This is a genomic window from Ketobacter sp., from assembly GCF_003671495.1.
Lineage (GTDB): Bacteria > Pseudomonadota > Gammaproteobacteria > Pseudomonadales > Ketobacteraceae > Ketobacter.
The window spans coordinates 40,699-59,628 of the sequence record NZ_RCHN01000006.1; the positions used below are offsets into that span (position 1 = coordinate 40,699).

At 55.3% G+C, this 18,930-nt stretch carries 20 protein-coding genes and 1 tRNA gene; 6 read left to right on the forward strand and 15 right to left on the reverse strand.

The window, feature by feature from the left end:
• Positions 1-63: 63 nt before the first annotated feature.
• On the reverse strand, positions 64-1,812 hold the full coding sequence (locus tag D9N14_RS01615; protein WP_290576148.1) for a 7TM diverse intracellular signaling domain-containing protein: 1,749 nt from the start codon (positions 1,810-1,812) through the stop codon (positions 64-66).
• A gap of 273 nt (positions 1,813-2,085) precedes the next feature.
• Positions 2,086-2,490 (reverse strand): CBS domain-containing protein, encoded by a 405-nt coding sequence (locus tag D9N14_RS01620; protein ID WP_290576151.1) that lies wholly within the window; start codon positions 2,488-2,490, stop codon positions 2,086-2,088.
• A 317-nt stretch (positions 2,491-2,807) separates the two neighbouring features.
• Here D9N14_RS01620 and D9N14_RS01625 point away from each other — a divergent pair, with 317 nt between their 5' ends.
• The 3 genes from D9N14_RS01625 to D9N14_RS01635 all read left to right on the forward strand — a co-directional run bounded on the left by D9N14_RS01625 (position 2,808) and on the right by D9N14_RS01635 (position 5,392).
• A complete protein-coding gene (locus tag D9N14_RS01625) occupies positions 2,808-4,031 on the forward strand; it encodes a saccharopine dehydrogenase family protein (protein WP_290576153.1) in 1,224 nt (407 codons plus the stop codon).
• 15 nt (positions 4,032-4,046) lie between these two features.
• Positions 4,047-4,481: an SRPBCC family protein gene (locus tag D9N14_RS01630; RefSeq protein ID WP_290576155.1), complete on the forward strand. Its 435-nt coding sequence runs from the start codon at positions 4,047-4,049 to the stop codon at positions 4,479-4,481.
• Between the two features lie 128 nt (positions 4,482-4,609).
• Complete coding sequence (locus D9N14_RS01635) at positions 4,610-5,392, forward strand: TIGR04219 family outer membrane beta-barrel protein (RefSeq protein WP_290576157.1); 783 nt, start codon at positions 4,610-4,612, stop codon at positions 5,390-5,392.
• Positions 5,393-5,472: 80 nt separating this feature from the next.
• Here D9N14_RS01635 and purC read toward each other — a convergent pair whose 3' ends face one another.
• Genes purC through dapA form a run of 4 tightly spaced genes read right to left on the reverse strand, consistent with a single transcriptional unit; the run spans position 5,473 to position 9,008 of the window.
• Positions 5,473-6,186 (reverse strand): phosphoribosylaminoimidazolesuccinocarboxamide synthase, encoded by a 714-nt coding sequence (purC, locus tag D9N14_RS01640; protein ID WP_290576159.1) that lies wholly within the window; start codon positions 6,184-6,186, stop codon positions 5,473-5,475.
• A 32-nt stretch (positions 6,187-6,218) separates the two neighbouring features.
• Positions 6,219-7,007: an MBL fold metallo-hydrolase gene (locus D9N14_RS01645; RefSeq protein WP_290576161.1), complete on the reverse strand. Its 789-nt coding sequence runs from the start codon at positions 7,005-7,007 to the stop codon at positions 6,219-6,221.
• Complete coding sequence (gene bamC, locus D9N14_RS01650; RefSeq protein ID WP_290576163.1) at positions 7,007-8,074, reverse strand: outer membrane protein assembly factor BamC; 1,068 nt, start codon at positions 8,072-8,074, stop codon at positions 7,007-7,009. The genes D9N14_RS01645 and bamC overlap by 1 nt, the downstream gene beginning before the upstream one ends.
• Positions 8,075-8,132: 58 nt before the next feature.
• Complete coding sequence (dapA, locus tag D9N14_RS01655; RefSeq protein WP_290576165.1) at positions 8,133-9,008, reverse strand: 4-hydroxy-tetrahydrodipicolinate synthase; 876 nt, start codon at positions 9,006-9,008, stop codon at positions 8,133-8,135.
• Between the two features lie 262 nt (positions 9,009-9,270).
• On the opposite strand from dapA, the gene D9N14_RS01660 reads away from it, so the two are divergent.
• Together D9N14_RS01660 and D9N14_RS01665 are read left to right on the forward strand one after the other, a co-directional pair.
• On the forward strand, positions 9,271-9,798 hold the full coding sequence (locus tag D9N14_RS01660; protein ID WP_290576167.1) for a glycine cleavage system protein R: 528 nt from the start codon (positions 9,271-9,273) through the stop codon (positions 9,796-9,798).
• 61 nt (positions 9,799-9,859) lie between these two features.
• Positions 9,860-10,330, forward strand: coding sequence for a peroxiredoxin (locus D9N14_RS01665; RefSeq protein ID WP_290576169.1), 471 nt, complete (start codon positions 9,860-9,862; stop codon positions 10,328-10,330).
• Here the strand turns inward: D9N14_RS01665 and D9N14_RS01670 are convergent, their stop codons facing one another.
• Both D9N14_RS01670 and D9N14_RS01675 read right to left on the reverse strand, forming a co-directional pair.
• Positions 10,331-11,428 carry an AI-2E family transporter gene (locus tag D9N14_RS01670; RefSeq protein WP_290576171.1) on the reverse strand — a complete coding sequence of 366 codons (1,098 nt, stop codon included), beginning with the start codon at positions 11,426-11,428 and terminating at the stop codon, positions 10,331-10,333.
• Between the two features lie 27 nt (positions 11,429-11,455).
• Positions 11,456-11,701: a sulfurtransferase TusA family protein gene (locus D9N14_RS01675; RefSeq protein ID WP_290576173.1), complete on the reverse strand. Its 246-nt coding sequence runs from the start codon at positions 11,699-11,701 to the stop codon at positions 11,456-11,458.
• 194 nt (positions 11,702-11,895) lie between these two features.
• Here D9N14_RS01675 and D9N14_RS01680 point away from each other — a divergent pair, with 194 nt between their 5' ends.
• Positions 11,896-13,347, forward strand: coding sequence for a M48 family metalloprotease (locus D9N14_RS01680; RefSeq protein ID WP_290576175.1), 1,452 nt, complete (start codon positions 11,896-11,898; stop codon positions 13,345-13,347).
• Here D9N14_RS01680 and nadA read toward each other — a convergent pair.
• From nadA to tolB, 7 genes are all read right to left on the reverse strand, one after another.
• On the reverse strand, positions 13,344-14,402 hold the full coding sequence (gene nadA / locus D9N14_RS01685; protein ID WP_290576177.1) for a quinolinate synthase NadA: 1,059 nt from the start codon (positions 14,400-14,402) through the stop codon (positions 13,344-13,346). The two genes, D9N14_RS01680 and nadA, sit on opposite strands and share 4 nt — an antisense overlap.
• A gap of 190 nt (positions 14,403-14,592) precedes the next feature.
• Positions 14,593-14,668 (reverse strand) — tRNA-Lys (locus D9N14_RS01690).
• Between the two features lie 141 nt (positions 14,669-14,809).
• On the reverse strand, positions 14,810-15,487 hold the full coding sequence (queC, locus tag D9N14_RS01695) for a 7-cyano-7-deazaguanine synthase QueC (protein WP_290576179.1): 678 nt from the start codon (positions 15,485-15,487) through the stop codon (positions 14,810-14,812).
• A 2-nt stretch (positions 15,488-15,489) separates the two neighbouring features.
• Positions 15,490-16,134, reverse strand: a complete 645-nt coding sequence (gene queE, locus D9N14_RS01700; protein ID WP_290576181.1) for a 7-carboxy-7-deazaguanine synthase QueE — start codon at positions 16,132-16,134, stop codon at positions 15,490-15,492.
• Positions 16,135-16,195: 61 nt separating this feature from the next.
• A complete protein-coding gene (ybgF, locus tag D9N14_RS01705; RefSeq protein ID WP_290576183.1) occupies positions 16,196-16,768 on the reverse strand; it encodes a tol-pal system protein YbgF in 573 nt (190 codons plus the stop codon).
• A 251-nt stretch (positions 16,769-17,019) separates the two neighbouring features.
• Entirely contained in the window at positions 17,020-17,403 is a 384-nt protein-coding gene (gene pal, locus D9N14_RS01710; RefSeq protein WP_317622561.1) for a peptidoglycan-associated lipoprotein Pal, read from the reverse strand.
• A 222-nt stretch (positions 17,404-17,625) separates the two neighbouring features.
• Positions 17,626-18,921: a Tol-Pal system beta propeller repeat protein TolB gene (tolB, locus tag D9N14_RS01715; protein WP_290576187.1), complete on the reverse strand. Its 1,296-nt coding sequence runs from the start codon at positions 18,919-18,921 to the stop codon at positions 17,626-17,628.
• Between the last annotated feature and the right edge of the window lie 9 nt (positions 18,922-18,930).

An 18,930-nucleotide genomic window follows, 5' to 3' on the forward strand; every position in this document is an offset into this window, starting at 1 on the left:
ATTGGAATCAATGGGCAGGATTATGCCCTCTGCAGGCAGAATTACAAAGTCATCGCCAGGGAATCATTTATCGGTCTTGGCCGCACCCAGTGGCAACGGGGCAACCGCGGCCGGCTTGTCCTGATTGTACAGCGTGACTTTGTTGCGCCCCCGCTCTTTGGACTGATACAGGGCCAGGTCCGCCGATTTGAGCATGTCTTCCACCGAACCCGCCTTGGGCTTGCCCACGCACACGCCGACGCTGATGGTCACACCGAAGGAGGCGCTGTCGGTCTCGATAACATCCCCTTCCACGGCCACCCTGATGCGTTCTGCCACCACCCTGGCGCCCTCTTCTCCCGTTTCCGGCAGAATCAGACAGAACTCTTCACCACCATAACGCGCCAACTGATCTGACGGCCAGCGGATACACTGATTCACCAACTCGGCAACCCGCTTCAGGCAGGCATCCCCGGCCGGATGACCATATTGATCGTTCACTTTTTTGAAAAAGTCCACATCCAGCATCATGATGGCAAAATCACGTTCATAGCGTTTGCAACGTGCCCACTCTTCCTGCATCACATGTTCAAGATAACGACGGTTCTTCAGATTAGTGAGCTGATCGGTGTTGCTCATTTCCTCCAGCCGGGCATTGAGTTTTTCCAATTCCAGCGTGCGCTCTCGCACCCGTTCCTCCAGCTGCTCATTGAGGCGGCGGGTCACTTTCAGGGCCTCATCCTGAGCGGCAAAACGCAGTCGACGCTCCACGTTGATGCGCTCGGCCATGGCAAACGACAACAGCACGGCTTCCAGCACCGAGCCGATCTGCACGGAATATTCGGTGATAAAATTCTGCGGCAGGATGCCCAGCTTGTTCAACGCCAGCAGCACACCACCGCCCAGGAACATCAACCAGGCGATCACATAAAAGCGGGCATTGTTAACCCCTTTATACCAGGACAGTCCACCAACAATCATATCGAATACGCAGGCGAACAATCCCAACGGCACCAGCACATGGATGCTGAAGCGATAGGGCATCACGAAGGACAACAACATCGTGCCGAACGCCACTGTGGCCACCATGGTCAAGCCGACATTCAGCACCCTGGACCACTCTTTTACCTGCAGGAAACGCCGGGTGAACATGGCAGACGAGCCGAACGCCATCGCCAGAAAGAACGGTATACTGTGATCATTCCACAACACCGCATCCGGCCACAGATAGTGATAGGCCTGCCCGCTCATGGATGCAATAAACAGCGGCAGGGACATGACGAAGGCGACGTAGTACAGATAACTGCGATCCCGCACCACAATAAAAATCAGGAAGTTGTAGATGGCAATCACCACCATCGCGCCGTAATACAGACCCTGGGCAATATTGGCTTGATTCTCACGGCGCTCAAAAGCGTCCCGATCCCAAAGTGTCAGCGGTGCCTGTACCGCCGTACTGGTTTTAACGCGCAGATAAATATCCAGGGTCTGGTCCGCTTCCCAGGTTACAGGCAGGACAAAAAAACGGTGCTCCAATGGGCGCGAATTGAAGGGTAACTTGTCCCCCATTTCGTAAAATTCCAGCAACCGGTCGGACGAGTAGATCCAGACATCCACATAATCCAACACCGCGTAGCTGAGCTCCAGATAACGCATCACCTCAGTGGCATTTCCATTGTGCAGTTGCAGTCGCAACCACCAGGCGGAATCACTGTAGCCCTGATTAAATGCCTTGCTATCCTGCTGTTTGGTCCAGTTAGCCGTGTCCTGGCGTACCGCATCAATGGTGAGCCGGTCCGCGGCATCTTCGAGAAAATAAACCTGCTCATTCACAGATTCAGAAGGCTGATCAACAGCAATAGCCGCCTGCACCAGCATTGGTTGCAGGAGGAAGCAAAATAAAAGCAGATTGCGAACAAGCCTCACGGCTACGTACCTCTTTTCAAGGAGATGGAACAGCCTCTCTACTTCCATGTTTAGCGGATTATCAAATAAAGGGTAGGATGGCTGCAGCGAAACGCAAACCGAAGAACAAAAATTAACCTATATTGCTTAGCAGAATGCCTTGGGAATGCTGACGCAGCCCCAGGCTGCGCCGAACCGGGTTCAGATAGCGGTTTTCTTGTCAGTGAGGTGATGGCAGCGAACGCTGGCATCATAGAGCGCCTGAAGCACGTCTGACCGGCTGATGATGCCTACCAACTTGCCCGCTTCCACCACAGGATAGACTTTGGGTTTGTTGGTGGAAAGCATATCCGCCAGTTCGGAAATACCCATATCAGGGTCTACGGTGAGCACTTCCGTTTTCATCACATCCCCCGCGTTGGCAGTAAGATCACAGTAAAACGCAGTGTTGAGCATTTCCTTGATGCAGTCCTGCTCGGAAATAAAACCGATGACATTCTTGTTCTCATCCAGTACCGGAGCCCCTGTAATTTTGTTCTCCAGCAGGACGGCAACCACATCCCCTACATCATCCTTAATATCAAAACTCACTACTTTGCGGCTCATACAATCCCGAACCACTGCAGACTTATCAACCATAAGACCTCCTCACCCGCAGGTGGACCCTGTCATGATCACTTATCGTTATGGGGGAACCGCCCTCTGTGCCGGGCGTTACCCGTGACATCAACAATGTCACAGCTTTTGTTTAAGCTCAACTAATTATCGCCCTGCGCCAAGCTGGCAGTCCGGGCTTGCATTGATCTGCGGCCGCCCCCATCTACACTAAAAATGTCACTTCAGGTGCTTGAAACCGATAATTCAATCAGCTTACTCTAGGCACCGCTTTTCATTGGATTTTTGACTACTTACAGGGGATGAGCATGTCCACTCAGACCACAGCCGCAAGTGCTTCGCGACCCTATGACATTGTGGTGTACGGAGCCACCGGCTTCACTGGAAAACTCACCGCGGAATATCTGGTTACAATTGACGGAGCCGAACAGCTCAAGCTGGCCATTGCGGGGCGCAACGCGCACAAACTGCAAGCCTGCAAGCAGGACCTGCTGGCGAAAAACAGCAATGCCAAGGTGGAAACACTGCAGGCAGACTCCGACGATTACACCAGCCTGGTCAACATGGCCGCGCAGGCGAAGGTCGTCATCACCACGGTTGGCCCCTACCTGAAATACGGCGAGCCGCTGGTTCGCGCCTGTGTGGAGGCCGGCACCCATTACGTGGACCTCACCGGCGAACCGGAATTTGTCGAGGGCCTGGAGCACGAGTTTCACGATCAGGCGGCAGAAAAGAAAATCAAGATCATCAACTGCTGCGGCTTTGACAGCATTCCCCATGACCTGGGAGCCCTCTACACGGTACAACAGCTCAACGAGCTGGTAGGCCCGGAGCGCGCCGGCAAAGTGCCAATGAAGGTGGAAGGTTTCATCGAAGCTCAGGGTTCTTTTTCCGGCGGCACCTGGCATTCCGCGATCACCCAGTTCTCGCGCCTGAAAGAGTATCGCAACAAGCGCAAAGAGTGGCACAAAAGCAAAACCACCAAACCCACTGATCGCCGCCGCAGCCGAGTGATGAGCCCCAAGGTGTTTTGGGTCAATGCCTATTCCGCATGGGCCTGCCCCTTCCCCAGTATTGATCCGCAAGTGGTCAAGCGTACCGCAGCCACCTGCAGGGAATTTGGTCCGGATTTTATTTACGGTCACTATGTTCTGGTGAAAAAACTGCCCAACCTGATTGGCGGGGTGGCGGGTGCAGGTGGCGTGGTTTTGTTGTCCCAGTTCAAATACAGCCGCAACAAGTTACTCGCCATCAAAGACCCCGGCCAGGGGCCCAGTGAAAGCCAGCGGGCAAAATCCTGGTTCAAGGTGCATTTCGTGGGCGAAGCAGACGGTCTCCACGTCTGGACAGAAGTAGCCGGTGGCGATCCCGGCTATGGCGAAACCGCAAAAATGCTGGCGGAATCTGCGCTGTGCCTGGCCCAGGACAGCAACCTGCCGGAAGTCTATGGCGTTACCACGCCAGGGGCAGGTATGGGCACCGCACTGATTGAGCGACTCAATCACGCCGGCATCACATTCAGAACACTTTAAACGGAACCAGTCATTATGAGCAGTCAATTCATTCAGATGAATGTGGAGTTCAACACCTCGGTGGAAACCGTGTTCGCCATCCTCTCGGACCACGAAGCCATGGGCCAAGTCCTCGGTGCCAAGGTAAAGCGGATCCAGGATGGCAAGGACTCGGTCAACGGGGTTGGCTCAGTACGCCGCCTGACTCCCGTGCCCTTTGCCGACTTTGAGGAAACCGTCACTGCCTTTGAACCGAACCGCCTGGTGGAATACACCATCACCAAGGGCAGCCCCCTCAAGAATCACCTGGGCCGAATGGTGTTCAGTGAACGCGACGGCAAAGCTCATTTGCACTACACCATCCAGTTCGAGCCAAAGCTGCCGATTCCCCTCAGCGGATTGCTGGTGAAAACCATTCTGGAGAAAGCCATTCTTGCCGGCCTCCACAAACTGGCCAAGCGCTACCAGTAAGCCGTACGCGGCCAATCTCGACCTTTTCCTTGAAAGTGTTCGCAAACCCATGAATAAAAAGGCCAATTTCGGTTGGCCTTTGCTTCCGATATGCTTTAATTAAGGCAGTGAAACAAAGGGAGCACATCATGAAAGCACTTGCCTCTGCCACCCTGGTGGGACTGGGACTCTGTTTAACCCCCGTAACCTATGGCGACACCCTGTTCGGATTGTATATCGGTGGCGGCTCCATCGATTATGACATGTCTGGGGAAATCAAAGACCTGGAGCAGGAGGACGCCAACTCCCTGGACCTGGAGGATGACCTGGGCCTGGAGGGTGAAGCGGGTAGCTACCTGTACATCGCCCTGGAGCACGGTATTCCCATTGTCCCGAATGTGAAAGTCGCTTTTTCTGACATCACGGAAACGGCCACCAACCTGACCGACAATGAAATCGATTTCGGTGGTGAGACTTTCCCGGCGGACTCACGCATCCGCACCGACCTGGACTTCAGTCACTATGACTTCACCTTTTACTACGAGCTTCTGGACAACTGGGTCAATCTGGATTTGGGCCTGACGGTCCGCCAGCTGGATGGCGAGATGGAAATACAAGGTTACCAGATCAGCAGCCCCAGCTTCGTCATCAGCGCCAAGGAAGACCTGGATTTTGCGGTGCCCCTGCTCTACGGCAAAGCCCAGTTCGACCTGCCTCTGACCGGCTTGTATGCCGGGGTGGAAGGCAACTGGATCGGTGCCGGTGGCACCCAACTGTATGATCTGTGGGGTAAAGTTGGTTATACCTTTGCGTTTGGCCTGGGGCTGGAAGCCGGTATGCGCAAAATGGCCATCGAGCTGGATGATGTGGAAGATCTGGATGCGGATGTGACCCTGGAAGGCACCTATCTGGCGGCCACTTTCCATTTCTAGGTTCTGAAGCCAGCCGAACGCCCATAAAAAACCGCAGACCTGAATCTGCGGTTTTTTTTATGGGTTGATCGCAGAGGCCATCAATCGAATTTGATGCCCAGGCGCAGCCCCACTTCCTCATAAGACTCCACCACGTCACCCAGCCCCTGTCGAAAGCGGTCTTTATCCAGCTTTTTACGGGTTTCCTTATCCCACAGGCGACAGCCATCGGGAGAAAACTCATCACCCAGCACCACGCGCCCCTCAAACAGGCCGAACTCCAGCTTGTAATCCACCAGCAGCATGCCGCCATCCAGAAACAGCTGTTTCAACACCGTATTCACCTGGAACGTCAGCTCTTTCATCTTTTCCACGTGTTCTTTTTCTGCCCAACCGAAGCTTTGGATGTGGTACTCGTTCACCATGGGGTCGCCCAGGGCGTCGTTCTTGAGGAAGAACTCGAACGTGGGGGGATTCAGGTCCAACCCCTCTTCCACACCATATCGACGGCAGATACTGCCTGCGGCGATGTTACGCACCACACACTCCAGTGGAATCATCTTCAGATTCTTGACCAGCGCTTCCTGGTCGCTGAGCAGTTTGTTGAAGTGGGTTTCTACGCCCGCAGCCGCCAGCTTTTCCATAATGAACGCGTTGAACTTGTTGTTGACCATGCCTTTGCGGTCCAGTTGTTCCACTTTCTTGCCGTCAAAAGCCGATGTGTCATTACGAAACAGCAAGATCAACGATTTCGGGTCATCGGTGGAAAAAACCGACTTTGCCTTGCCTTTATACAACTCTTCACGCTTTTCCATTTTGAAATCACCTGCTTCGATAAGAAGTTCAGTTAAACAGTTTCGGTTTCGGGCTCAATCGTCAGCCAATCGAAGCCTGAATTCTGGGTAGCCAGCCGGATAATGTGTTCGGGGCAGAGCGCATCGCCCAACAACGCCTCCAACGCCAGATCCGGGTGGTTATTTTTCTGGCTGATGTGAGCCACCACCAGATGCTGCAGACCGGATCGTTCCAATTGGGATAGCATGTCTGCAGACTGTCGGTTATTCAAGTGCCCCAGAGGCCCGGAGACGCGCCGTTTCAGCGAGGGTGGATACGGGCCTTCCGCCAGCATGGCCAGGTCGTGATTGCATTCCAGCATCAGGGCATCGCAGCCTTGGTAACTCTCGACCATATGAGGGGTTACGCTGCCCACATCACTGAGCAAGCCCAAACGCCGGCCCCCTTGTTCCAGCACGAACTGGCAGGGTTCACGGGCATCATGGGGCACAGGTACCGGTTGTACCATCAACCCCGCCACGGAAAATCCTTCATGGGGTGTGATCAACCTGAACAGTGCGTCATCCAGCACACCGTTCAACTTGCTGGCCCAGGTGCCCCAGGTACAGTACACCGGAATCCGGCACAGGTTGGCCAATCGCGCCACCCCTTTGATGTGATCACCGTGCTCATGGGTAACCAGAATGGCGGCGAGATCCTCTGCCACCACACCTTGCTCCCCCATCCTGGCCAGTGCTTCCCGGGCCGAAAATCCACAATCCACCAGCACCGTGGCCTGATCCTGACCCTGTATCAGGGTACCGTTGCCATCACTGCCACTGCCGATGGACGCAAATCTCACTACTGCAGATTCTCCCGCACCCGGTTAAGGATTCTGGTGGACTGCTGTTCCGGGGCCAGGGTGTCATCATCCACCTGCACCGACACCTGGATGCCACTTTCGGAACTGATCAGGCGCAATTGGAGCTCCTTTTCCTCTTCCTCATCGTCCACTTCCACCACCGCTGTTTCCGCCAGATAGTAAATGCCCAGGGTGCGATCCAGGTCGGAGATGCCGATTCGGCTGCGCTCGAGGGCTTGGCCAACAGAAAGCCAGGCCCGGTTAAAGTCCAGATTGATCACCAGAATGGGGTAGCCATTACCATCGCGGGTCATAGTGTATTTGGGGAGGGCCCGCAGATCCTGGGACAGCACCGACGCACCCACTTTACGACCGCCCTGTTCCAGATACAGCATCAGCTCATCGTAGACCACTGTCACCAGCGGGTCATTCTCCGGCTCCTCTGGCCAGGCAATGGTGTCCGGCAGCGGGGTGCTGTGGCGCACGTGATTGATGTGGACCACGCTGGTTTCAAGCCCGTTCTGGTCCACTGCCTGCATCGTGATGCGGAAGCGATCGCGGTGTTCGCCCCCGCTGAACGTAATAAATCGCCACAGGGACTTCCAGAAACCATCGTCGCCGGGCAACTTGCGCGGCGCGAGCCAGCCGGTTTCGATGACACCCTGGCTGCGATCTGCCACATCGATAGACACATTGCTGGCGGCAAATTCATTCAGCTGGTGCCAAAGCTCGTCGGTCGGCCGCTCCACCACCAGCCACATTCGGCCGGAATCCTGCCGCAGTTCCAGGCCAGCGGCCTCATTCACATTGAGCAGGGACTGAGGTCGGGGGATCGATTCGCTGTCTTCGGGCTGGTAGAAGGGGCCTGCCCCCACTTCCGGTATCGGGTAACGCTGCGGTCTGGGCCGGCTTTCCATGCCCTCAGGGATGCTCAATGGCGGCAAACTTTCCGCCTGTTGATAGTCCATCGTGCGCTCACGAAACTGACCTTCTTCACCAAACAGATAGGAACAACCTGACAGCGCAATCAGCACAGTAAAGAGCAGCGCAGCTCGTACAATGTGCATTCAAATCTCCGGGAACATGTAATGATTGATTTTCGCGTATTATGCAGACCAAGCCCGTTCAGAGAATGCCGGCTTGTTCAAGAGCGTCCTTCAGAGGCGGGTGGTATTGCTCCGAAAAGGGCGTCAGCGGCAGGCGAATGCCTTCTTCGATCAGGCCCATCTGCTGTAATGCCCACTTGACGGGAATCGGATTCGCTTCCAGAAACAGGTTCTTATGCAAGCCGATCAACGGCTCATTGATGGCTTCTGCCCGTTCACGGTCACCCGCCATGGCGGCCGCACACAAATCAGACATCGCTTTGGGGGCAACGTTCGCCGTAACGGAAATATTTCCCTTTGCCCCCAACAGCATCAGCTCCATGGCCGTGGCATCATCCCCTGAATAGAGAAGAAACCCCGGATCGCACAGCTCCAGAATCTCCCGGCCCCGGTCCAGGTCGCCGGTGGCTTCCTTGATGGCAACCACATTGGGATGGGAGCTGATTCGCTTCACTGTGGCGGGCAGCATGTCGCATACGGTTCGACCCGGCACATTGTAAAGGATCTGTGGCATTTCCACCGCGTCGGCGATGGCCATATGATGCCGGTACAAGCCTTCCTGGGTGGGTTTGTTGTAATAGGGTGCCACCAACAAGCAGGCATCAGCCCCTGCTGACTTGGCAGCCCGTGTGAGGTCGATCGCTTCCCGGGTGCAGTTGGCCCCGGTTCCAGCCACAATAGGAATGCGTCCGGCCGCACGCTCAACTGTGAATTTGATTACCGCGCAATGCTCATCCACATCCAGAGTGGCGGACTCGCCAGTGGTCCCCACCGCCACGATGGCGTTGGTTCCCTGCTCAATGTGCATATCGATCAATTTGGCCAAAGCCTCCCAATGAATGCTGCCATCAGCATGCATCGGGGTGACGAGCGCGACCAGGCTACCGGTAATCATCTGCGAACGTATCTCCACCTAATTTGGGCAAACCGGTATGGTACTGACGCGTGTTAACAATAACAAGCAGATACCACCTGCAGGACCCAAAATAGGGGGGCATTCCAGCCGTTTTCTGTCACCGGCCATTATTTGTAGCATTTTCAGCTAGTTGTTCCTAAATACCGATGCTAAACTCAAATTCAGTTTTTAACCGGTTAAGAAGCCTGAACTTTTTGGCACAGGCCAACCTGTTCAACTTCCAGCCAATCAGGACTGAGCAATGCAAGAATACCTGGTTATTTCTGCCATTGGAGAAGACAAACCCGGGATCATCAACGGCCTCTCGAAGGCGGCTGGGGAGTCCGGCTGCAACATTCTGGACACCCGAATGACGGTGCTGGGCGGTGAGTTCGCGCTGATGATGATGATCAGCGGCCAAACTGAACAGATTTCCAGCGCAGAGACCGCCATTCCCCAGGTGGCTGACCGGTTCGGCCTGACCACCATCCTAAAGCGCACACACCCCCGATCGAGCAAAGACGCTTCCAGCCCCTATTTCATTTCGGTGGTCTCTCTGGATCACCCCGGGATCGTGCGGGAAATCGCCGGCTTTTTCAGTGAGCGCGATATAAACATTGAAGAAATGGAAACCGGGACCTATGCCGCCGCCCATACCGGCAGCCCCATGTTTTCCCTGGAGCTGGCTGTGAACGTACCAGCCAACCTGGCCATTGCGCCCCTGAAAGAGGCTTTCATCGCCTTTTGTGACGAACGTAACCTGGATGCCACCATTGAGCCGCGCCGTTAAGCCAGCGCAGACTGGCATTCAGTTTAAAAACAAAAACCACTGTAAGGCTTAGGAGGAGTCAATGGCAATCGTCGAAATCGACAAACCGGTTCCGGATTTTGCAGCACAGGCTACCAGCCAGAAAGATGTTGTGCTGTCCAAACTCAAGGGCTGGAAAGTCGTTCTGTACTTCTACCCGAAAGACAACACCCCCGGCTGTACCACCGAGGGCCTGGATTTTCGGGACTACTATGATGACTTTGTGAAGGCGAAAACCCTGATTTTCGGGGTTTCAAAAGACATTCTGAAGTCCCATGAACAGTTCAAGGCCCAGTATCAGTTTCCGTTTGAGCTGATTTCCGATACCGATGCCTATCTGTGCCAGATGTTCGATGTGATCCAACCCCTGAACATGTATGGCAAACAGATCCAGGGCGTCGAGCGCAGCACCTTCCTGATCGATTCAAACGGTATTCTGCGCCGGGAATGGCGTAAGGTGCGGGTGAACGGTCACGTAGAGGAAGTACTGGAAGCAGCGGAAGCAGTGGACTGATTACTGGCCCGGTTCCAGCGGTTCCTTGTCCGTGAGCAGTTCCGGCAAAGGTTCCCTGGGCCAGGACGTAAACACGGCCTTCACCAGCGTTGCCAATGGAATGGCAAAAAACACCCCCCACAGCCCCCAGAACCCACCGAAGACCAACACCGCGGTGATGATGGACACCGGGTGCAGGTTAACCGCCTCGGAGAACAGAACCGGCACCAGCACGTTACCGTCCAGGGCCTGGATGATGCCGTAGGCCACCATCACCCACATGAACTCCGACCCCCAACCGAACTGGAAATAGGCCGCCACAGCCACCGGAATGGTCACCACCGTCGCGCCGATATAGGGCACCACCACACTCAACCCCACCAACAACCCCAGCAGGGCTGCGTAGTTTACCCCCAGTATGACAAAAGTAATGTAGGTCACGCCGCCGGTAATGATGATTTCCATCGCCTTACCCCGCACGTAATTGGAGATCTGCACGTCCATCTCACTCATCACCCGGGTAATGAACGGGCGGTCAGCGGGCAGCAGCTCCACCACCGAGGAAATCAGTCGATCCTTGTCTTTCAGAAAGAAAAACACCAACAGCGGCACCAACACCAGGAAGATGAGGATGCCCATAAGGTTGGGGATATTGGCCAGTGAAAACGTCACCACCGACTCCCCCACACTCTTCAGGGTAGTGGTGGTCATGGCGCTGATCTCATTCACCCACTGTTCTGACACCAGGTCGGGATAGCGCTCCGGCAACACCGTCAAAAACGCATTGGCCTCCGACAGGATCCGCGGCACCTGTTCATTGAGAAAGCGCACCAGCTGCCCCCAGGTCAACGGCACCAACACAAACAGGAACGCCATCTGGGCAGTAAAAAACAGCACATAGGTGAAGATGAAGGCGGCCAGCGGAGGAATCTTGTGGCCCACCATATAATTGATCAGCCCCTGCAGCAAATAGGCCAGCACAATGGCGGTGAGCACCGGAGCCAATACCTGACCCATGGTCACCACGACCGTCAACCCGGCTGTTAACAGCAGGATCAGGACCACCGCTTCCTTATTGGAGAAGTACTCTTTGTACCAATCAGTGAATATCTGAAACATAAGGCTGTGTGCTACTTCCGTTCCGAACTACGAATCTGCCCGTTTTTCAATTATGAACAGATACTCGCCGTTTTGCTCTGATTGCTCATGAATTTTGTGACCTGCCAACCCGACAAATGCGATGAAATCGCCCACTGACCCCGGATCTGTGGTCAGGACACGGATCGCCTGCCCCGCCGACATACGGTTCAGTTGTTGCTTCAGCTTCAGCAAGGGCATCGGACAATTCAATCCGCGGGCGTCCAGTTCCACCCGGGGCGTTTGTTCACTCATTCAGCGGGTCACCCACTCTAAAATGGAAGCCCACTATATACAACGATTGATGGAATTGACACCACATCCAACCCTAAGCGGATGATAAATTTGACTTTGTGAGGACAATCCCCTTCTGCTAACCTGCTGATAAACTTTTGTTCTTTTTACCGGTCAAACCACAAGACTCTCTGGAAACCAGCATCTACTTGAATATGACCCCGCAGTTCAGACACAGACTCACGGCCCGACTCCTGATTGCGTTGTGGCTGGTGTGCTCGCCGCTGCCCACCGTCGCCTCTACCCTGCCCTCCCTTGGCGACGCGAGCTCCTCCATTGTCAGCCCGGAGCAGGAATACCGCCTGGGGCGCGCCTGGTTGCGACAACTGAGGGCGCAGGCGCCCCTGATTCACGACCCGCTGATTTTCGATTACCTGTACAACCTGGTTTACCGCCTGGCATCCGCCAGTGATATTGCGGAGCCCGATATCGAGATGGTGGTGATCAACAGCCCGGCCATCAACGCATTCGCCGTGCCCGGAGGCGTTATGGGCCTGAATGGCGGCCTGCTGTTGAATGCCCGCACCGAAGACGAAGTGGGGGGTGTCATCGCCCACGAATTGGCGCACCTTAGCCAACGCCATTTCGCCCGCGGTGTGGAGCGCTCGCAACAGAACTCCTGGGCGGGGCTGGCTGCACTGCTGGCCAGTATCGCCATCGCGGCCACCGCCGGCGGCGAAGCCGGGATGGCGGCCCTGGCCACCACCCAGGCCGCGAGCATTGATTCACAGTTGAGGTTCAGTCGCGCCAACGAACAGGAGGCAGACCGCGTGGGCATGCAGACGCTGGCGCGAGCCGGCATGAACCCCGGAGCCATGGCGGACTTCTTCGAAGCGCTGCAAAGAAGCATGCGCTATTACGGCGAGTTGCCCCCGGAGTTTCTGCTCACGCACCCGGTGACCGAATCCCGTATCACCGATGCCCGGGCCCGGGCAGCCCAGCTGCCCGCAGTACCCAACAGTGACTCACTGGAATTTCATCTGATGAAAATGCGGATGGAAGTGGAGTTTGCACGGGATGCCAGCGCCAAAATCAATGACCTCGAGCGCCAGATCCAAAACTCCAATGGGTTTCTTGAAGTCACAGAATACGGGTTGAGCTGCGCCTACCTCAAAAGCAACCAGCTGGACAAAGCCCTCTCCTCCATTGATCGCTTACTGGAGAAACGGCGCAACCGCATCACCTACATCGCCTCCAAGGCAGAGATACTGAACAAGGCAGGGCGCTATGCAGAATCCATTGCCCTGCTTGAGAAGGGCCTGGACTTCTCGCCTGGCAACTATCCGCTGAGCATACACTATGCGGATGCCCTGACACTGGACAAGCAAACCGCAAAAGCGGTCAGTGTGCTCCGAGAACAGCTCACCCAACGGGAAAACCAGCCCCTGCTGTGGTTTCTGATGGCAGAAGCCTACGGTAAAGCAGGTAATCGACTCGGGGTCTATCAATCGAAGGCAGAATACTTTTTCTTATATGGCCACACACAAAAAGCCATCGAACAACTCCAGTATGCCCTGCCCTTGGCGCGGGATGATTTTCACGTGACCGCCCGCATCAGCGAGCGCATCAGTGAAATGCAGCAGTCCATGCGCGATATGGAGATTTAGGCAGGGGCAGCCTGCGCCCGCTTCAGCTGCTCGGCGAACGCCAGCATGCGGTTAAGGGGGATCATCGCCTGCTCGATCAGCGCCTCATCCACGTGAATCTCATTACGATGCTGTTTGAGCTCCTGAGCCAGGCTGTCCAGGGCGTTCATGGCCATCCACGGGCAATGGGCACAGGAACGGCAAGTGGCTCCATTGCCGCCCGTGGGCGCCTCCAGGAAGCGCTTCTCCGGCGCCATTTGCTTCATCTTGTAGAAAATACCCCGATCCGTGGCCACGATAAACGTGTCATTGGGCAGGGTGTTGGCCGCCTTGATCAATTGTGAGGTGGAACCGACGGCATCCGCGATCTGCACCACCGAGTCGGGCGACTCTGGATGCACCAGAACGGCAGCACCCGGGTACGCTTTCTTGAGGTCTTCAATGCCCTTGGCTTTGAACTCCTCATGCACAATGCAGGAGCTGTCCCACAGCAGTACGTCCGCCCCGGTCTGGCGCTGCACATAGGAACCCAGGTACTTGTCAGGCGCCCAGATAATCTTCTTGCCCTGGTTGTGCAGGTGTTCAATCAACTCCACGGCGATACTGGACGTCACCACCCAGTCTGCCCGAGCCTTCACCGCTGCCGACGTGTTGGCGTACACCACCACTTCGCGCTCGGGATGCTGATCACAAAAAGCCGAAAACTCATCCACCGGGCAACCGAGGTCCAGGGAGCAGGTGGCTTCCAGGGTGGGCATCAGCACGGTTTTTTCGGGGCTCAGAATTTTGGCGGTCTCCCCCATAAACTTGACGCCGGCGACGATCAGGGTCTGCGCCGGATGAGCTTTGCCAAAACGCGCCATTTCCAGCGAATCCGATACGCAGCCACCGGTTTCTTCCGCCAGGGACTGGATCTCCGGGTCGGTATAGTAGTGCGCCACCAGAACCGCATTTTGCTCCTTTAACAAAGCTTTAATCTGTTCGCGGTATTCTGACTTCTCAGCATCGGTAAGGTGCGACTGCAGGTGGCTGCCGTCCAGATGATCTCTGACAAAGTCCGCTACGGATGTGTTCATGCTACTGATACCTCCAGGGCTGCCCTGGCAACAACGGGTGACACAGAGTAAAAATGGGGTCCAATCATACCATAAGTACTTTACGTCTATATGGGGGATCTATCCGGGCAATCAAGCTCCGGCCAATCCAGCGCGCCATGCCCCAAATGAAAAAGGCCGCTTTGATGATCAAAGCGGCCTTTCCGAATAGTGGTGGGTCGTGATGGATTCGAACCATCGACCAATTGGTTAAAAGCCAACTGCTCTACCGACTGAGCTAACGACCCGTCAACGGATGCGTATAATACTGATTAAAAATTAAATCACAAGGCTTTTTTTCAATTTTATGGCCTTGATTTTCATACGCTTTTTTGCGTTCACCCTACTCCGTTCACAAAACTGACCAAAGCACCTGAAAAAACAGGGTTTTAACGATAGGGTGTTGGATCCGCCACGCCAGCCTGGGCAAAACCCTCTTTTCGGAGCCGACAACTGTCACACACACCGCAGGCCCTGCCCTGATGGTCTGCCTGATAGCAGGACACCGTGAGCCCGTAGTCCAGCCCCAACGCCACCCCCTGCTGAATTATCTCAGCCTTGGACAGCTTCAGAAGAGGCGCCTGAATGGAGATGGGGTGGCCTTCCACACCACGCTTGGTGGCCAGTGTGGCAAGGCGTTCAAATGCAGAAATGAACTCTGGTCGGCAGTCCGGATAACCGGAATAGTCCACCGCATTGACGCCGATGAATATCGCGTCAGCATCGAGCACCTCAGCCCATCCTAGCGCCAACGACAGGAAAACCGTATTTCGCGCCGGTACATAGGTTACCGGTATGCCCTCAGTGGGCGCCTCCGGGACGTCAATGGCCGGGTCCGTCAGGGCTGAGCCGCCGATGTCCCCCATATTGATGTGAATGGTCTTGAGCTCCTCAGCCCCCAGAGCTGCCACCACCCGCTGGGCCGCTGCCAATTCAGAATCGTGGCGCTGACCGTAGTGAAAACTGAGGGCATAACAGGCATAGCCCTGGCTGCGGGCGATTGCCAGACAGGTGGCGGAGTCCAAACCTCCGGATAACAACACGACTGCTCGCTTGGAATCAGACATCATCAACGCCCCGGCTCGTCGGCCCACAACACTTTGTGCAACTGCAATTGGAAACGGACCGGCAGGCGATCCTCGACGATCCAGTCTGCCAACTCCACCACGCTGATCTGCCCGTGACTGGGGGAGAACAACACGTCGTCAACCCGTTGCGCCAAGCCCAACTCGTCCACCTTCATCCGCGCCCACTGGTAGTCCTGGCGACTGCAGATCACAAACTTCACCTGATCCAGGGGCTTGAGATGGGGAATGTTTTCCATCAGGTTGCGATGGCTCTCTCCGGAGTCGGGTGTTTTCAGGTCCAGCACCACACTCACCCTGGAGTCAAGACCGGCAATATCCAGCGCACCACTGGTTTCCAGGGACACCTGGTAGCCAGCATCGCACAACGCTGTCAGCAAGGTTCGGCAGCCCGGCTGGGCCAGAGGCTCGCCGCCGGTGACCGTCACATAGCGGGGGGAATAGGATGCCACTTCCTGCAGGATATCCTCCAGGGCCCACATGTCGCCACCGGAAAACGCATAAGTAGTATCACAGTACTGGCAGCGCAACGGGCAGCCGGTCAGGCGCACGAATACCGTGGGGCGCCCGATGGTTCTGGCCTCACCCTGTAAAGAATTGAAAATTTCGGTAATTCGTAGCTGAGTCACACTGCACTCCGTGGCTGGAAAGCGCGCAATCTTAACTCAAGGCCGGGGCCGATGACAGTCTCTAGAGTGTTTTTAACAAGTCACTTGCCAATTTGGCGGCGGATTTGTCTGGGTATCTTTTGACCAGCTCGTTCAATGTGCTTTTCGCCTTACTGGTTTCGCCTTTGGATGCATACAGCTTACCTAGCTTATACATCGCATCGGGTACTTTCACGTGGTCCGGATGGTTGGCCAGCAAGTTGATAAAATGGCGCTTGGCTTCATCCAGGTCAACCGGATCTGCCACCATATAGAGTTCGCCCAACCAATACTCGCAGTAAGGCGCATAAAGCCCTTCCGGAGACTGCTGCAATAACTGATTAAGCACAGCGATGGCCTCTTCGTACTTGCCTTCTTTACGCAGTTGGCTGGCTTTGTCATAGAGGACTTTGTCGTCTTCTTTGGCTCGCGGCGCCTTGGTGGCTTTGCTGCTGCCAGTGGCAGAACCGCCAGACTGCAGCTGATTGATTCTCAGGTCCAGATCCAGGTAGCGCTCGCGCTCCTGCTTTTGCATGATATCGATCTGGTGCTTGAGCTCCTCCACCATGCCTCGTAATTGCAGGATTTCCTGCTGCATTTGCTGTACTTGAGACATGACATCCCAGGACACTCCTCCGGCGACACCGGCGCTTGCGTTGCTATCCACCGCCGCGCTGTAGGAAAATCCGGGGTCAGTGTCCGCAGCGACCGGACCAGATTGAACGGGGGTCGATGCTGAATAGCTGGGTGTGGTGGTTTGGGTGGTCTTAGGCTTGCTGGTGGGGAGTGGTTCGTAGGGAGGAACGGCCACTGCGGATGCAGTGGCCGTGGATACCGCTAGAACTATTAACGTTCGAAGCATCTATATTAGGGCGCTTCGGAGGTGTAGTTCAATTCAGAGCGACGGTTCTGGGACCAGGAGCTTTCTTCGTGACCCAGAGCCACCGGGCGTTCTTCACCGTAGCTGATGATTTCCAGCTGGGAAGCAGAGGCTCCGTTAGCAGCCAGGAAGCTGGCAGCAGCCTTGGCACGACGCTCACCCAGAGCCATGTTGTACTCGCGGGTTCCACGCTCATCAGCATGGCCCTCGATACGTACACGAGCTGCAGGGTTCTGAGACAGGTACAGGGCGTGAGCCTTCAGAATCGCAATAGCGTCTGAACGGATGTTGGCTTTGTCAAAGTCGAAGTACACCACTCGGTATTGCAGAGTAGGATCGCTTTGCTCAGCAGGAGCGTAGCTCTCTTGCACACCACCGCCCACTTCAGTCTCGGGAGCAGTGTATACAGGAGCTTCTGTTGTAGTTGTGTCCTCAGGGGTGGAACTACAAGCAGAAATGGCAACAGCAGCAATCAGAGCGAAAACAACGTTACGGGTATTCATGGACATTTTCATTTAACTCCTAAGAGTGGTAACTCCTGGCAGATATTAGTGGTTCGTTTAAAGTTTTTAAACAGGCTTACAACATTTTTTTTACAAAAACGGCGACCAGGCGGGCTCACGCACATCCCCAATCCGCGATGGCAGCTTCACTTTGACTCTGCCATCCAAAGACACCGCCGCGAGCACACCGCGGTTGTTATCCATGGTGGCGTAAATGATCATGCTCGCATTAGGTGCAATGCTGGGCGATTCGTCCAGGTTCGTTTCCGTCAAAATGTTGAATGTTCCCCGATACAGGTCCTTCACAGCGATGTGAAAGATGCCGTTGGATCGATGCACCATTGCCAGGAATCTACCGTCTGGAGTCAATGCCGGACGCGCATTGTAGTTGCCATCGAATGTTAAGCGTTCAACCTTTCCAGAATCAAGATGCTGGCGATAAATTTGTGGTGAACCGCCTCTTTCAGAGGTAAAAATGAGACTTTGCCCGTCCGGCGACCAGGTGGGTTCGGTATCAATGGCGTAATGATTGGTAATCCGCTTCAGTTTTCCGGTGCTCAGATCCATGGTGTAGATCTCCGGGTTGCCATCCTTGGACAACACCATCGCCATGCTACGACCATCCGGGGAGAATCGCGGTGCACCGTTCAAACCGGCAAAACCGGTGATTTTCTTCTCCTGCAGGGTTTTGGTATCCATGATGTAAATGGCTGGCCGGGTGCTTTTGAACGAAACAAAGGCAATATGGCGGCCGTTGGGCGCCCAGCTGGGGGACAGAATGGGCTCGCTGGACTCCATCAGAATCCGCTCGTTATGCCCATCCACATCCGCCACGTACAGACGATAGCGCTGCACCCTGACCCCCAGTTTCTGCAGATACTCCATGGTGACGTAGACCATCTTGGTGGAGAACGCCCCCCGAATGCCGGTCAGTTCCTTGTAGAGCACATCACTGATATGGTGCGCCAGCGCCCGCAGGTCATTGCCGGTAGCGAACCATTTGTTCATGGAACGTTGCTGGTAGACGTCAAAAAGCTGGTAGTCCACCCGATATTTTCCGTCGCCGGTTCCACTCATGCGCCCGATCACCAGGTATTGGGCGCCGTTGGTTTTGGACTGCCAGTCCCGGAAAAACACCTGGCTCTGCTGCGTCGGCAGACTCAGCATCTTGGAACGGTCCAGGGGTGCGAATTGGCCGGACCGGTGCAGATCCGCCGCCACTATGCCCGCCACATCCTCTGGCAGCCGTGGTCCAGCCCAGGCGAAGGGCACGATGGCAATGGAGGTTGCATCGGTTATCCCTTCGGTAATTTCTATGATCAATTCAGCTCGCGCTGGCACTGCGAATAAGGCCAGCCAACACAACATCGTAACCAGTTGTTTCATAATCGGTCT

What these genes read in the sequence shown, in the direction of transcription:
- D9N14_RS01620 (WP_290576151.1), bottom strand. Translation starts at nt 2,490, where the DNA reads ATGAGCCGCAAAGTAGTGAGTTTTGATATTAAGGATGATGTAGGGGAT.
- D9N14_RS01625 (WP_290576153.1), top strand. Translation starts at nt 2,808, where the DNA reads ATGTCCACTCAGACCACAGCCGCAAGTGCTTCGCGACCCTATGACATT.
- D9N14_RS01630 (WP_290576155.1), top strand. Translation starts at nt 4,047, where the DNA reads ATGAGCAGTCAATTCATTCAGATGAATGTGGAGTTCAACACCTCGGTG.
- D9N14_RS01635 (WP_290576157.1), top strand. Translation starts at nt 4,610, where the DNA reads ATGAAAGCACTTGCCTCTGCCACCCTGGTGGGACTGGGACTCTGTTTA.
- purC (WP_290576159.1), bottom strand. Translation starts at nt 6,186, where the DNA reads ATGGAAAAGCGTGAAGAGTTGTATAAAGGCAAGGCAAAGTCGGTTTTT.
- bamC (WP_290576163.1), bottom strand. Translation starts at nt 8,074, where the DNA reads ATGCACATTGTACGAGCTGCGCTGCTCTTTACTGTGCTGATTGCGCTG.
- dapA (WP_290576165.1), bottom strand. Translation starts at nt 9,008, where the DNA reads ATGATTACCGGTAGCCTGGTCGCGCTCGTCACCCCGATGCATGCTGAT.
- D9N14_RS01660 (WP_290576167.1), top strand. Translation starts at nt 9,271, where the DNA reads ATGCAAGAATACCTGGTTATTTCTGCCATTGGAGAAGACAAACCCGGG.
- D9N14_RS01665 (WP_290576169.1), top strand. Translation starts at nt 9,860, where the DNA reads ATGGCAATCGTCGAAATCGACAAACCGGTTCCGGATTTTGCAGCACAG.
- D9N14_RS01670 (WP_290576171.1), bottom strand. Translation starts at nt 11,428, where the DNA reads ATGTTTCAGATATTCACTGATTGGTACAAAGAGTACTTCTCCAATAAG.
- D9N14_RS01675 (WP_290576173.1), bottom strand. Translation starts at nt 11,701, where the DNA reads ATGAGTGAACAAACGCCCCGGGTGGAACTGGACGCCCGCGGATTGAAT.
- D9N14_RS01680 (WP_290576175.1), top strand. Translation starts at nt 11,896, where the DNA reads ATGACCCCGCAGTTCAGACACAGACTCACGGCCCGACTCCTGATTGCG.
- nadA (WP_290576177.1), bottom strand. Translation starts at nt 14,402, where the DNA reads ATGAACACATCCGTAGCGGACTTTGTCAGAGATCATCTGGACGGCAGC.
- queC (WP_290576179.1), bottom strand. Translation starts at nt 15,487, where the DNA reads ATGTCTGATTCCAAGCGAGCAGTCGTGTTGTTATCCGGAGGTTTGGAC.
- ybgF (WP_290576183.1), bottom strand. Translation starts at nt 16,768, where the DNA reads ATGTCTCAAGTACAGCAAATGCAGCAGGAAATCCTGCAATTACGAGGC.
- tolB (WP_290576187.1), bottom strand. Translation starts at nt 18,921, where the DNA reads ATGAAACAACTGGTTACGATGTTGTGTTGGCTGGCCTTATTCGCAGTG.